The organism is Devosia sp. MC532, from assembly GCF_016461625.1.
In the GTDB taxonomy this organism is placed as follows: Bacteria; Pseudomonadota; Alphaproteobacteria; order Rhizobiales; family Devosiaceae; genus Devosia.
The window spans coordinates 264,753-277,365 of sequence record NZ_JAEMNZ010000003.1; the positions used below are offsets into that span (position 1 = coordinate 264,753).

Here is a 12,613-nt window from a genome sequence, read left to right on the forward strand (position 1 = left end):
GACCTGCGCTTACCCCGCCGCTTTGGCAGAACTGTGTTTGCCGCCGAGCGCAAAGCTCGACGCCCAAAGACCTGCCATGAGGAGCGGTAGGCAGACCATGTAGGAGGCGCGAATGCCGAAGAATTCCGCAACAAAGCCGAGCAGCGGCGGCGCGAGGAAGAACACCACAAAGCTCACCTGACCAAGCGCCGCTACGTTGACGGCCGCCGGACGATCGGTGCGCTGCGCGGCAGCGGACACAGCGAGTGGATAAACAGACGAGCAGCCTGCACCCATGAGCGCAAAGCCAAGGAGGGCGAGCTCGGAGTTTGGTGCGAGCCAAACCAAAGTTGCGCCAAGGCTTGCGACTGCCAGCATGACCATGGCGACATTGCGTGGACCATAACGCGCGACGACGGGGTCAGCGGTAAGGCGGACGAGGGCCATAAAGAATGCGAAGATGGTGAGGCTCATGCCGCCGACGAATGGCTCAACAGCAAAGACGTCGCGCATATAGATCGCCGACCAATCGATGCCCGCGCCTTCAACCAAGAAGGCGGCAAAGCCGATGAGGCAAAGGGGCAGCAGGCCAAGGGTTGGGAAGGCGAACTTGTGGGTGTCGCCATCGGTAGCGCGGACCGGCTTTGGGGCGTTTGTTGCGCCGTAGATCAACCAGCCAGCAATGGCGACAACGATGATGGCAATCGCCAGCAGGTGCCAATTGGTGGTGAGACCCGATTGACGGATCATCGCGCCAAACAGTGCGGTGACGAAAAACCCGACGCTCCAGAAGCCGTGGGCCCGGTTCATAAACCGCCCGCCGGTTTGCGTTTCGAGGCGGTCGATTTCGACGTTGAGGTTTATCTCCAGCGCGCCTGAACAAATGCCGGCCAAGAACAGAACCGCAAACATGAAGGGCGCGGAGGGCAACCAAGGAATGGTTGCGAACAGCAATGATGGTCCCAACACCGTGATGAAGGCCGTGGTGCGGAAGCCCATTTTCTCGATGATCGGCGCTCCAAAGGTCAAGGATAGGAGCGAGCCGATTGCCATGCCGATCATGGTCAAGCCGAGCTGGCCCTCGGAAAGGCCGAACTGAGTTTGAAGGTCTGGCAGGCGCGCCATAAGCGCGCCCGTTGTCAGAGCAAAGAAGAAGAAGCTGGCGTAGATGCGGTGTTGTGGAGCGATCATCGGGGAACAGTCGTAGAAACGGGCTTGGGCGCCAGAACGTGGGAGGTCAGGAGGCTGATCAGGATTAGGGGCAGGCCCACACCGAACGTCCACTGAATGCCCCAATGCTCGGCGATGAAGCCGAGAAGCGGTGGGCCAAGCAAGAAGGCTGTAAAGGAGAACTGGGCGAGAGCTGCGACATTGATTGCCGCGGGGCGGTCGGTTTGCTGCGCGGCGGCCGACATGGCCAGCGGGAACAGCGCCGAGGAGCCGACACCAATCAGAGCAAAGCCGAGATAGGAGGCGATTGCCGATGGAGCCCAGAAGACGATAAGGGTGCCGATGAGCAAAATGGTCAGCAGAACGCGGGCGACCCGAACCGGGCTATAGCGTTCAACAAAGCTATCGGCGACGAAACGGGTGGCGGCTTGGCTGCCCGCCACAAAGGCAACGGCAATGCCGGCCCAGAACGGCTCAGCGCCAAACAGGTCCTTCATATAGATCGCAGACCAATCAATGCCCGCGCCTTCCATCAGCATAGCCGAAAGGCAGACGCCCACGAGCGTCATAATCGTCATCGTCGGACGGGCAAATTTTGGTCCGCTCTCCGCGCTGGTCTGGCGATGGGGAGCGGCCTTGAATTGACCCAAGAGCAGCAAGGTCGCGACCAGCACTACGGGTACCATCAGCATCAGATGCAGCTGAGGCGATAGGCCGGTTTGCGCAACGGTGGCACCGACAATGCCAGCGGCAAAGAACCCAAGGCTCCAAAAGCCGTGCGCGCGGTTCATAATCCGACGGCCGATCAGATGCTCGACGCGATCCGCCTCGATATTGATGATGATCTCAATGGCGCCAATGGTGAGGCCCACCGGCACGAGCAACAAGAAGAACGCCAGTGGTGTCTGAGCCCACATTGACGCGGCGTAGAGCACCGAGAGCAGGGGAATGGCGATCAAGAGCACGCGCTTATGGCCATATTTTTCGATGACCGGGCCTGCGAAGGTCAGCGAGATCAGCGTGCCAACAGCAGAGCCGATGAGGGCCAAGCCGAGCATGCCCTCAGCGACGTCCATTGCGGAGCGAATATCGGGCAGTCGGGGGAACATGCTGCCCATGCAAAAGGAATATACAAAAAACGCCCCGAAGACGGAAATCTGGGGCGGCAGGCTTAGGCCGAATCGCATGGTCAAAGTGCTCGAACTCGAAGTTGAGCTAAGCTAGGCCAAGCAGTTCATTGAGAGAATAGTTGGCGGCCGAAATTATATCGATTTCGAGGCGCGCAAGAAAAAGGCCGCCCGGAGGCGGCCTGAACGTCTCAGCCCTCAGAGACGGTCATTTTTGCGCGATGCAAACCGAAGTGACGCCAGCGTTCTTGAACCCAAGGGCGCTTGCTGCAGCCTTGGACAGATCGATGATGCGCTTGCCATGGAATGGACCACGGTCATTGATGGTGACTTCGATTGATTTGCCGGTGCGCTGATCTTCAACTTCCACGACGGTCCCAAATGGAAGCGTGCGGTGCGCAGCGGTCATTGCATTTTCGTTGAACACTTGGCCAGAAGCGGCAGTTTTGCCGTGGAAGCCAGGTCCGTACCAGGAGGCACCGCCACATTGGGCGTAGGCTGCAGGGACGAAAGCGAAGAGTGCCGCAGCCGAGGCAGCAACAATGAGGACTTTCTTAGTCAATGATCTAGAGCTCACAGTAGTTGTCGTTGACGACTAACTACCCCGTACCGCGGACAAGATTGTGGGCAAGTTGCCACACTTGGGTAATTGGGGGTCCTGAATGGGCGAATTTGGCGCATTCACGCGGGTTTCACGCAAAGTTGCGAGTCTAGCGATCGGCTGATTTAGAGATTCAGAATCTCAGCTTTTTTCGCGATTGCTGATCTGGAGCAAGTTGAAGAACTAAATCCGGATTCATTTTCTCCCTGTGGGAAATGTGCAACGGTTCCCGATTAGGTGTCATTTTTCTCCCGATATGGCCCGTGGAGAATGTGGAAAAAGCCCTTGCAAGCGCCAAAGCCCGTGCATTTGTGGCGTGATTTGGGCGGGAGAGGCCGATTTTCGCGGCTTTACGCGCAAGAAAAAGGGCGATGACAAGGTCACCGCCCGAAGGTCAGTCAGGGAGAAAACAGGGTGCCGTTAGTTCTTCGGCTGAGGAACAATGCGCAGATATGGCTTTAGTTCCGTCCAGCCCTCAGGATATTTGGTTTTGGCTTGTTCGTTGGAGACAGCAGGTACGATGATCACGTCATCGCCGCTCTTCCAATTGACCGGCGTCGCCACCTGATGCTTGGCGGTGAGCTGGAGACTGTCGATGACGCGGATGACTTCATCAAAGTTCCGGCCGGTTGACGCTGGGTATTCAATTTTCAGCTTCACCTTCTTGTCCGGACCGATGACGAATACCGAACGCACGGTGAGCGTGTTGTCCGCATTGGGGTGGATCATGTCGTACTTGCGTGCGACTTCACCCTTGGTGTCAGCCAAAAGCGGGAAGTTGAGAGCCGCGCCTTGAGTTTCCTCAATGTCGCTGGCCCAGCCTGCGTGGTCTTCGAGCTTATCGACCGAGAGACCCAAGACCTTGACGCCGCGCTTCTCAAATTCAGGCTTGAGCTTGGCGGTGTAGCCCAGCTCGGTGGTGCAAACCGGGGTGAAATTTTTCGGGTGGCTGAAGAGAACGGCCCACGATCCTTCGATGAAGTCGTGGAAGTGGATGGTGCCCTCAGTGCTTTCGAGGGTGAAATCTGGTGCGGTATCGCCGATCAGGATCGCCATTGTCTATTCCTTCGCCCAAGCAATGGGCTCTGTGCTTGTTTGTAGAATATCGTGCCCGTGATTGCCGATTGAAGTGGGGGCGCGGGGAACGCTTTTGCCAATGCGGGACGGTTTGGATGCGTTCCTTGCGCAAGCCAAAGTGAAAAGGAAATGAGCGTTCTATTCGCCCGAAACCATGACTGAGCCCTGCATCGGCGTGGTGGCTGGAGCGCCATTTTCCCAAGTGACATCAAGCCCGTTAAGGGGAACCACCGAGAGGCTCATCTTGCCAGAGCCCTGGTTCACTTCGCGCGCGTGGGCGAGATAGATGAGGGCATTATTGGCGCTGTCGTAAATGCGGGTGACGCGGAGCGACTTCCAAATCAGAGAGCGGTTCTGCTTGAAAATCTCTTCTCCACCCGAGCTGGTGCGGATGTTGCCAATGTTGATTGGGCCCACAGCATTGCAGTCGAGAGCGGAATGGGAGGGGTCTTCAAACCAATTGCCCTGACTCACGCGGTCAATGAACGAGCGGTTGAAATAGGAGAGGTGGCAGACAATGCCTTGCACATTGGGATCGGCGACAGCCTCAATCGAGATGTCATTGCCTGTCCAGTCGACGCCAACACTGCCCACTTCGGATTGACGCCCACAGGCGACAAGGGCAAGCGCAGCAGTGGCGAGAACGGCAACTCGGGCAATAGCGTTCATCAACTTCTCCATTCGTGTCTCTATGAGATTGGGAACGATCTGCCGCGCTACAAGGTTTCGCGGAGCCTTAGCGCAAGTTTTGTCGGTCCATGACTTTTTCGAGCCATCGCACCAGCAGCGAAAGCGACAGCGTCATGGTCAGATAGAGAAAGGCCACAACGTTATAGGTCTCGAAGAATAGGAAGCTGTTCGAGGCGGACAGCTTGCCCAGCTGGGTAATGTCCTGAACGCCGAGGGCCGAGACCAGCGCGGAATCTTTGACCATAGAGACAAAGTCATTGCCGAGCGGTGGCAGGACCGTGCGGAACGCCTGCGGGAAGATGATGTGTCGGAAGCAATTCCAGCGCGACAGACCAAGCGCGCGCGCGGCCTCGATCTGGCCCTTGTCGACGGACTCTATGCCTGCGCGGAAAATCTCGGCGATGAAGGCCGAGTAGCAGACCGTGAGCGCGAAGATGGCGCGCCAGACGAAATCAAAGCCGCGCACACTGGCCGGAGCCAGCCAGCCCAGCTCGATCACAGGCGAGAAGAGCCAATTAAAGCCGGACACCATAGCTGGGGCGGCAACGAAGGCGATGTAAAAGAGGAAGACGAGGATGGGAATGCCGCGGATCAACTCAACGTAAAATGTTGCGATCTCGCTCAAGACCCGAATGCCTGAGGTGCGCGCTAAGGCCACCAAAAGGCCGAGCACGATTGCTGCGGCAAAGGCGAGCAGCGTTACCCAGAGCGTCGTGACCACGCCACCCGACACCGTGTCGAAGATTTTCGAATAGGTTTGATCGGCCGATATCGCCCAGAAGCCAAGAACGAAGATCAGGGCAAGGGTTACCAGCCACCAAGGCGTGCGGCTCATAAGAGAGGGGCGGCGGGGTTTATAAGTCATCAGACGCCAGTATTTTCTTTCGCCCTATAGGGCATAGCAAAGGCCCACTCGGCAAGCCGGAGTGGGCCTTTTTCAGTCAAAGCTCTGTCTTGAGCGTGCAGACTATTCGGCGGCGTATTCGAAGAACCAGTAGTTGATGCGCTCATCGAGCCAGCCATCCTCGCGCATGCTGTCGAGGGCGGCATTGAACGGCTCAACGAGATCGGAGCCCGGGGTCAGAATGAAGCCCAGAGGGTCGGATTTGAGCGTTTCATCAATCTGCTTAAAGGCGCCGGGATCAGCGCCCATATAGCCGGTCGCCGCGGCCTGATCGGCGATAATGGCGTCGACGTCGCCAGCCTTTACGGCTTGAACGGCAGCGCCAAAGCTATCGAAGGTTTTGACGCGCGGATTGGCTTCGTCGCCATCAAGCACGTCATAGATCGCGGTATAGAAGGAAGAAGTACCTGCCTGCGCGCCAAAGAGGAGATCGGCGTTTTCGGCAAAGCTCTCAGCACCTGTGATGCGCTCTTCATCAGCGCGGACGAGCAGATATTGTTCAACGGTGATGAATGGATCGGTGAAGTCGATCACCTCATCACGCTCTTCGGTGATGGTGATGCCATCGGCACCGATGTCAAACTGGCCGGAGCGGACCGCTTCGATCATCACGTCCCAAGCCGACAGATCCCACTCGATCTTGGCATTGAGGCGCTTGGCCACTTCGTTGATGACATCATATTCAAGGCCAATGCCGTCGCCGGTCTTCGGATCCGCAAAGTTGAGCGGGTAATAAGCGTTCTCGGTCACCGCATGGATGGTGCGGCCATCAAGGTTCGGCAGCTCGGCCGCAAAGCTCTGCGCGCTCAGCGCCAAAGCCAGTGCAGATACCGCTGCGCCGGTCAAAATCGTCTTCATGGAATTGTGTCTCCCAAGTCTCTGGGAGAGAGACTAGCTGAGTGCGCGAAATCTGCAAATATGTGGCGAGGAAACGCTTGGCTCAGGAGCCGCTTGAATTCAGAAAATTCGCTCGCCCTCAGTGGGTTTGAGCAAAGGCGTGGCGCTAGCGCACCGGTCCCATCTCATGCAGGAGCCATTGGCGGAAGGCGCGAAGTTTGGGTGTTTCGCGACGCCCTTTGGCGGTGACCAGATAATAGGCATTGTTGCCGGTGGTCGCACGGTGGAAGGGGCGAACCAAGCGCCCCATTTCCACCAATTCATCCGTCATCATGTCGACGGCGAGCAATAATCCTTGACCCGATAGGGCAGCATCAAAGGCCAGCGAGGCGTCGGAAATGACCGGGCCGTGCCCATGCGCGAGCGGAGATTTGCCCGCAGCTTTGGACCAGCTGGGCCAATCGAGCATGCTGGTCGTATCGATAATGACCGGCAGTTCGGCGTAGGGCCGATCTTTATGTGTTGCCCAGAAGTCCGGGGAACAGACCGGCTGGAAACTCTGGCCGCCGATTTTGGTGGCGTTGACACCAGGCCAGTGCCCCGAGCCAAATCGCACCCCGCAATCAATGTCGCGTCGGTTGAGATCGGTCATCGCGGCAGTGACGCACAAGCGCAGCTCGATGTCAGAATGCGCTTGCGCAAAATTGCCCATGTGCCAGATGAGCCAGCGAGACGCAAAAACGCTGCCGACCGTGAGATTGAGCACGCTATCGTCGTCGCCCGTGACTTGCGCCAAAGCATCGCCGAGCGCAGCAAAGCCCGAGCTTAGTTGCGGCATGATCTCCATCAAGACTGGCAATGGGCGTAGGCCGTCACTGGTGCGTGCAAACAGCGTTAAGCCTAATCGCTCTTCGGCGCGGCGTATATGTTGGCTCACCGCCCCAACGGTGACGCCCAACTCATTTGCTGCAGGCGCGAGCGCACCGAGGCGGGCCACGATTTCAATGGCCCGTAGCGCGTTCAGCGGAATAGGAAATTGCGCACTCATATAGTTTTTCTATACTCGGCGGCAGGTCTTGTCGATTGGATAGGTGCAGTCGTTGGCGCAAAGTGAAGGCCATTCATTTTGTGAAAGGATACAAAATGTCTATTCTGTTTTCCGCGCTGCGCCGCCTCAAACTGCTTTTCAAAAAGTTTGTGACGCCGCTTAATTGCGATGAGCCTGAACCACGCGACTGGGCCGATCTGCCGCCGCACCACCCCAAGTGCGAGTGACTTATTGACAATATCTGCCCGCGCAATCGTCGCCACGGCATTTCGCATCGACGTGGAAGTGATTGGCGTGGGCGGCATTGGCATCGGGGCCAAGAACGGTGTTGAAGCGTTCGCAGGCTGCTTGCTGCGCAAACCTCAGGAACTGACCCTTAAGCGCATCGCTCGGGCGCCAATCTTTTAAGACGTCTATCACCCGGCCATCGCCGAGGATAAAGCCGTGGATGTCGAGCGCATTAGCAAAGCTGTGCTCCGATACGCCGCCAGAGCGTGTGCCAATACGGGCGCGACACACCATAGACCCGCCTGAGGTGACGCTGGCGAGCGGGCTGTCCGTGAGTTCTTGCGCCTGCGCGTCCAGCACTGCGACCCAATCGGCGACGGCGGTGGCGACGCCGCAGGTAACGGTTGCTGGCATGGCCAGCGGAATATCGCGCCGTCCCACTTTCACCCCTGTCATCAGAATGGGCGAGGCGGTGCCGCAGCGGCCTTCGGAGATCGGGGCGATCATCTCGCCGATCACCGTGCCATTTTTCAAAGCGGGGCAGGAGGCTTGTTCGGCTACGGGGGCGGGCGCTGCTTGTTCGGGCTTTTTAGTGGGCTGGTCGCTGGTCGGCGCGACGGGCCGAACCTCTGGTCTTGGCGTCGGCATTGCGGGCGCCATGGGTTCGCTCTTGCCGTTGTTGAGAATAGTGATTTGGGACGCGAAGGGGTCCGGCGCAGTTTGCGCATTGTCTTGAGCCGCACTGGCGGCGGAGAGAAGAATGAGCGTTACAAGGGCGAGACTGGGGCTTTGCATCGCTCGCTAACGTCGACTTAACGAAAGAGTTGCCGCAAAACCCACCTTTACTGCGCTGAAACCATCTTCTCGCCCTTGTTTGCATCTGCTATCAGCGCGCTCATGACAACGCCGCTCAAAAACATCCGCAATTTCTCCATCGTCGCGCACATCGACCATGGGAAGTCGACTCTTGCTGATCGCCTGATCCAGTTCACCGGGGGCCTAGAAGCCCGCGAGATGAAGGAGCAGGTGCTTGACAATATGGAGATTGAGCGCGAGCGCGGGATCACCATCAAGGCACAGACCGTGCGCCTCAACTATAAGGCGCAGGATGGTGAGGACTATGTTCTCAACCTTATCGACACGCCCGGACACGTTGACTTTGCTTATGAAGTCTCGCGCTCCATGTCGGCGGTTGAAGGTTCGCTGCTCGTCGTTGACGCCTCCCAAGGTGTGGAAGCGCAGACGCTCGCCAACGTCTATCATGCGTTAGAAGCCAACCACGAAATCGTCCCTGTCCTGAACAAGGTCGATCTGCCCGCAGCGGATATTCCGCGCGTAAAGACGCAGATTGAAGACGTTATCGGCATTGATGCTTCGGACGCGATTGAAATTTCGGCAAAGACCGGCCTCAACATTGAGGGCGTTCTGGAAGCCATCGTTACCCGTCTGCCAGCACCGAAGGGCGATATCGACGCGCCGCTGAAGGCCCTGCTGGTTGATAGCTGGTACGACACCTATCTCGGCGTTGTCGTTCTGGTTCGCATCATTGATGGTGTGATGAAGAAGGGCCAGCGCATCCGCATGATGGCCTCCGGCGCCGTCTATGATCTCGACCGCGTTGGCGTGAACACGCCTAAGCTGGTTGAAGTCAAAGAACTGACCCCAGGCGAACTTGGCGTTTTCACCGCTTCCATCAAGGAAGTGGCGGACACCAACGTTGGTGATACCATCACCGACGACCGTAAGCCGACCGCTGAGCCGCTGCCAGACTTCCGTCCAGCACAGCCCGTGGTGTTCTGCGGTCTCTTCCCGGTTGATGCTTCGGACTTTGACGAGCTGCGCTCTGCCATGGGCAAGCTGCGCCTCAACGATGCGTCCTTCTCGTTTGAAATGGAAACCTCGGCCGCGCTCGGTTTCGGCTTCCGCTGTGGTTTCCTTGGGCTTCTGCACCTCGAAATCATTCAGGAACGCCTCAGCCGCGAGTTCGATCTCGATCTGATCGCGACGGCGCCATCTGTGGTTTACGAGATGGAGCTGACCGACGGCACCTCTATGCTGCTGCACAACCCGGCAGACATGCCGGACGTGATGAAGATCACAGAAATCCGCGAGCCATGGATCAAGGCGACTATTCTAACGCCTGACGAATACCTCGGCTCGATCCTCAAGCTTTGCCAGGATCGTCGCGGCATTCAGACCAATCTGTCCTACGTTGGTTCGCGCGCCATGGTCGAATATGACCTGCCGCTCAACGAAGTGGTGTTCGACTTCTACGATCGCCTCAAGTCGATCTCGAAGGGCTATGCGAGCTTCGATTACCACCTCGACAACCATCGCGAAGGCGATCTGGTAAAGCTTTCGATCCTCGTCAATTCCGAACCGGTCGATGCGCTGTCCATGCTCGTTCACCGCACGGTGGCTGAATCGCGCGGTCGTCAGATGTGCGAAAAGCTCAAGGAACTGATCCCGCAGCACCTGTTCGTTATCCCGATCCAGGCGGCCATCGGCGGCAAGGTTATTGCCCGCGAAACCGTTCGCGCCATGCGTAAGGACGTGACGGCGAAGTGCTATGGCGGTGACGCGACCCGTAAGCGCAAACTGCTGGATAAGCAGAAAAAGGGTAAGGCCAAGATGCGCCAATACGGCAACGTCAACATCCCGCAGGAAGCCTTCATCAAGGCCCTCAAGATGGGCGACGAATAGTTATTTGGGGCCTTTGGTCCTCGGATAACAAAACCCCGGTGCGAGCATCGGGGTTTTTCTTTTGTCGCACTTTTGTTGTGCTTTGACTTACCCCGCGACGCGCCAGCTGCTGGTGTTATTCATGTCGAGATAGAACATGGTGCGGTAGCCGTTGGAGAAGCCATTGAGGCTATCGAGCGTGATGATGCCATTGTCGGTCTTAACGCCGAGCACCGCATGCCATTCGCCCGAACGCAGCTGGCCAATCTTGATGCGCATTGCCGAAACCGGATATCCCGCTTCGCTCAGTGCCATGATTTTAGCGAGCACATAGTCTTCGCAATCGGCGACGCCTCGCATCGGTACAGTCCAGTGGTCGCTCACCCCATAGGCGCGGCTATCGGACGAAAAGCGGTAGCGGGAGTTGATCTGCTGGCTGATGCTCTGCAGTGTCGCTTCGAGTTCGCGCGAATAGGCGATAGACGAAGGGCCCGCAAAAGAGCTGCAAAAGTTCATGGGCTGGTCACCGCGCATGCACATGTCTTCCCAACCGGCCTGCCGAACGGAGGAATAATCTACGGCATAAGCGGACAGTGGCTGAGCGAAGGTTAGGGCAGCCAATGCGATGCCAGCGACGCGGCGAAGCGAAGTAAAAATCTGCATGGTTCATCACCGAAAACGAGCGGACGCGTGGCCTCGCCAAGCAGGCGATTCTGCGGGTCACAACATGGATCTAGGGGTGCGTTGACCGCTCACATAGAGGGTGATGTTGGCTGGGTTAATACCGCTCACGAGAACGTAAATAACCAAGTTGTTATAAGTGGTTAGCTGTGCCGGTAGCGGCGCAAATCTCGGCGCAATTAAACTTGCCGTTATCCGGATCAAGCTTTTGTATATATCGCTAAGCTAGTGGTTTAGGATTGCCTGTAGTTGGCAATTTGAACGCTTTGGGGCGCAATAATCGATTGGCCAGATTGAAGTCTAAATAGATCATTGGCCGACATGTCGCTGTCGGCTTTGTGATCGCTGACTGCGTCCGTTCGCTGTGAACGAGCGGTAGATTTTGCATTTCAACGGCGCAGGCTGGGGGCGAGGTGGGAGAACTGTGTTTTAGTAAAGCCAGTTGCTGCTAAATCTGTGTCTTCCTCTGCGGGCGAGAGGCATGGGTTTGCGCGATAGCACCGGAGGATGGCCTTGCTGATGGTTCAGGCAAGGCGGTCTCCGGTGGCTTATCGCTGGCTCCTCTTATGGACGCGGATGGTGCTGCAACTGCCCACCCTTGGTGGCGTCATCAATCGCCGCGATCTCGTCGGCGCTCAGGTCGATATTATTGAGCACACCCAGATTGTCCTTGAGCTGCTCAAGCGAACGCACGCCGATCAGGGCCGAGGTCATCTCCTTGCGGCGCAATACCCAGCTGAGCGCAAGCTGCACCATGGTCTGGCCGCGGGACTTGGCAATTTCACCCAGTTTCTCGACGGCATCCAAAACGCGCGGTTCAATCTGATTGGCGCGCAACGACCCATTGGGGTTTTCTGCGCGCGTGCCCGCCACAGCGCCCGAATTATATTTGCCGGAGAGCACGCCCTGCGCCAGCGGCGAGAAGGCGATAACGCCAATGCCCAACTCGCCGCAAGCGTCGATGGTTTTGTCGTTTTCAATCCAGCGATTGATCATCGAATAGCTGGGTTGGTGAATAGTGGTGGCGACGCCCATGTCCTTGAGGATGCGATGGGCTTCTCGGGTTTCTTTCTCCGGATAGGAGGAGATGCCGACGTAAAGCGCCTTGCCGGATTTCACAGCATGCGCCAGCGCGCCCATGGTTTCTTCAAGTGGCGTTTCGGGATCGAAGCGGTGCGAATAGAAGATGTCGACATAATCGAGCCCCATGCGCTTAAGGCTCTGATCAAGGCTGGCGAGCATATATTTGCGGCTTCCCCATTCGCCGTAAGGGCCTGGCCACATATTATAGCCAGCCTTGGTCGAGATGATCATTTCATCGCGATAAGGGCGGAAGTCACGGGTCATGACCTGCCCAAAGAGCTCTTCTGACGAGCCTGCTGGCGGGCCATAATTATTGGCTAGGTCGAAGTGGGTAATGCCCTGGTCAAAAGCGTAGCCCAAAATCTCCATGGCGCTCGGATAGTCGCGCGTGCCGCCAAAATTTTGCCAAAGGCCGAGACTGACGACAGGGAGTTTCAGACCCGAATGGCCCGAACGACGATAATGCATCGTGTCATATCGAGCAGGGTCGGCGCGGTAGGTCATCT

Annotated in this window: 13 protein-coding genes; 2 read left to right on the forward strand and 11 right to left on the reverse strand. The window is 57.4% G+C overall.

The annotated features are described in order from the left end of the window. Nucleotides 1-9: 9 nt before the first annotated feature. The 8 genes from JHC09_RS05890 to JHC09_RS05925 form a co-directional block, all read right to left on the reverse strand. Complete coding sequence (locus tag JHC09_RS05890; protein ID WP_199531182.1) at nucleotides 10-1,170, reverse strand: MFS transporter; 1,161 nt, start codon at nucleotides 1,168-1,170, stop codon at nucleotides 10-12. Continuing rightward, on the reverse strand, nucleotides 1,167-2,336 hold the full coding sequence (locus JHC09_RS05895; protein WP_199531241.1) for an MFS transporter: 1,170 nt from the start codon (nucleotides 2,334-2,336) through the stop codon (nucleotides 1,167-1,169). The genes JHC09_RS05890 and JHC09_RS05895 overlap by 4 nt, the downstream gene beginning before the upstream one ends. A 148-nt stretch (nucleotides 2,337-2,484) precedes the next feature. Beyond that, nucleotides 2,485-2,838, reverse strand: a complete 354-nt coding sequence (locus JHC09_RS05900; protein ID WP_169194246.1) for a septal ring lytic transglycosylase RlpA family protein — start codon at nucleotides 2,836-2,838, stop codon at nucleotides 2,485-2,487. Nucleotides 2,839-3,297: 459 nt separating this feature from the next. Then, complete coding sequence (locus JHC09_RS05905; RefSeq protein WP_169194245.1) at nucleotides 3,298-3,933, reverse strand: peroxiredoxin; 636 nt, start codon at nucleotides 3,931-3,933, stop codon at nucleotides 3,298-3,300. Nucleotides 3,934-4,092: 159 nt separating this feature from the next. Beyond that, nucleotides 4,093-4,614: a CreA family protein gene (locus tag JHC09_RS05910; RefSeq protein ID WP_349236517.1), complete on the reverse strand. Its 522-nt coding sequence runs from the start codon at nucleotides 4,612-4,614 to the stop codon at nucleotides 4,093-4,095. A gap of 76 nt (nucleotides 4,615-4,690) precedes the next feature. Next, nucleotides 4,691-5,509 carry an amino acid ABC transporter permease gene (locus tag JHC09_RS05915; RefSeq protein ID WP_199531184.1) on the reverse strand — a complete coding sequence of 273 codons (819 nt, stop codon included), beginning with the start codon at nucleotides 5,507-5,509 and terminating at the stop codon, nucleotides 4,691-4,693. Nucleotides 5,510-5,611: 102 nt separating this feature from the next. Beyond that, complete coding sequence (locus tag JHC09_RS05920; protein WP_169194243.1) at nucleotides 5,612-6,406, reverse strand: transporter substrate-binding domain-containing protein; 795 nt, start codon at nucleotides 6,404-6,406, stop codon at nucleotides 5,612-5,614. A gap of 145 nt (nucleotides 6,407-6,551) precedes the next feature. Then, nucleotides 6,552-7,433, reverse strand: a complete 882-nt coding sequence (locus tag JHC09_RS05925) for a LysR substrate-binding domain-containing protein (protein WP_199531185.1) — start codon at nucleotides 7,431-7,433, stop codon at nucleotides 6,552-6,554. A gap of 95 nt (nucleotides 7,434-7,528) precedes the next feature. Between JHC09_RS05925 and JHC09_RS17055 the strand changes: the two genes are divergently transcribed. Continuing rightward, complete coding sequence (locus JHC09_RS17055) at nucleotides 7,529-7,660, forward strand: hypothetical protein (RefSeq protein ID WP_282567661.1); 132 nt, start codon at nucleotides 7,529-7,531, stop codon at nucleotides 7,658-7,660. A 1-nt stretch (nucleotide 7,661) separates the two neighbouring features. Here JHC09_RS17055 and JHC09_RS05930 read toward each other — a convergent pair whose 3' ends face one another. Next, entirely contained in the window at nucleotides 7,662-8,456 is a 795-nt protein-coding gene (locus JHC09_RS05930) for an extensin family protein (RefSeq protein ID WP_199531186.1), read from the reverse strand. A 102-nt stretch (nucleotides 8,457-8,558) separates the two neighbouring features. Between JHC09_RS05930 and lepA the strand changes: the two genes are divergently transcribed. Then, the gene (gene lepA / locus JHC09_RS05935) at nucleotides 8,559-10,364 is read left to right on the forward strand and encodes a translation elongation factor 4 (RefSeq protein WP_182394656.1); all 1,806 of its coding nucleotides are present in this window, start codon (nucleotides 8,559-8,561) and stop codon (nucleotides 10,362-10,364) included. Between the two features lie 87 nt (nucleotides 10,365-10,451). On the opposite strand, the gene JHC09_RS05940 is transcribed toward lepA, so the two are convergent. Beyond that, a complete protein-coding gene (locus JHC09_RS05940; protein WP_199531187.1) occupies nucleotides 10,452-11,006 on the reverse strand; it encodes a transglutaminase-like cysteine peptidase in 555 nt (184 codons plus the stop codon). A gap of 582 nt (nucleotides 11,007-11,588) precedes the next feature. Further along, nucleotides 11,589-12,611, reverse strand: coding sequence for an aldo/keto reductase (locus JHC09_RS05945; RefSeq protein WP_199531188.1), 1,023 nt, complete (start codon nucleotides 12,609-12,611; stop codon nucleotides 11,589-11,591). Between the last annotated feature and the right edge of the window lie 2 nt (nucleotides 12,612-12,613).

What these genes read in the sequence shown, in the direction of transcription:
- JHC09_RS05890 (WP_199531182.1), bottom strand. Translation starts at nt 1,170, where the DNA reads ATGATCGCTCCACAACACCGCATCTACGCCAGCTTCTTCTTCTTTGCT.
- JHC09_RS05895 (WP_199531241.1), bottom strand. Translation starts at nt 2,336, where the DNA reads ATGCGATTCGGCCTAAGCCTGCCGCCCCAGATTTCCGTCTTCGGGGCG.
- JHC09_RS05905 (WP_169194245.1), bottom strand. Translation starts at nt 3,933, where the DNA reads ATGGCGATCCTGATCGGCGATACCGCACCAGATTTCACCCTCGAAAGC.
- JHC09_RS05915 (WP_199531184.1), bottom strand. Translation starts at nt 5,509, where the DNA reads ATGACTTATAAACCCCGCCGCCCCTCTCTTATGAGCCGCACGCCTTGG.
- JHC09_RS05920 (WP_169194243.1), bottom strand. Translation starts at nt 6,406, where the DNA reads ATGAAGACGATTTTGACCGGCGCAGCGGTATCTGCACTGGCTTTGGCG.
- JHC09_RS05925 (WP_199531185.1), bottom strand. Translation starts at nt 7,433, where the DNA reads ATGAGTGCGCAATTTCCTATTCCGCTGAACGCGCTACGGGCCATTGAA.
- JHC09_RS17055 (WP_282567661.1), top strand. Translation starts at nt 7,529, where the DNA reads ATGTCTATTCTGTTTTCCGCGCTGCGCCGCCTCAAACTGCTTTTCAAA.
- JHC09_RS05930 (WP_199531186.1), bottom strand. Translation starts at nt 8,456, where the DNA reads ATGCAAAGCCCCAGTCTCGCCCTTGTAACGCTCATTCTTCTCTCCGCC.
- lepA (WP_182394656.1), top strand. Translation starts at nt 8,559, where the DNA reads ATGACAACGCCGCTCAAAAACATCCGCAATTTCTCCATCGTCGCGCAC.
- JHC09_RS05940 (WP_199531187.1), bottom strand. Translation starts at nt 11,006, where the DNA reads ATGCAGATTTTTACTTCGCTTCGCCGCGTCGCTGGCATCGCATTGGCT.
- JHC09_RS05945 (WP_199531188.1), bottom strand. Translation starts at nt 12,611, where the DNA reads ATGACCTACCGCGCCGACCCTGCTCGATATGACACGATGCATTATCGT.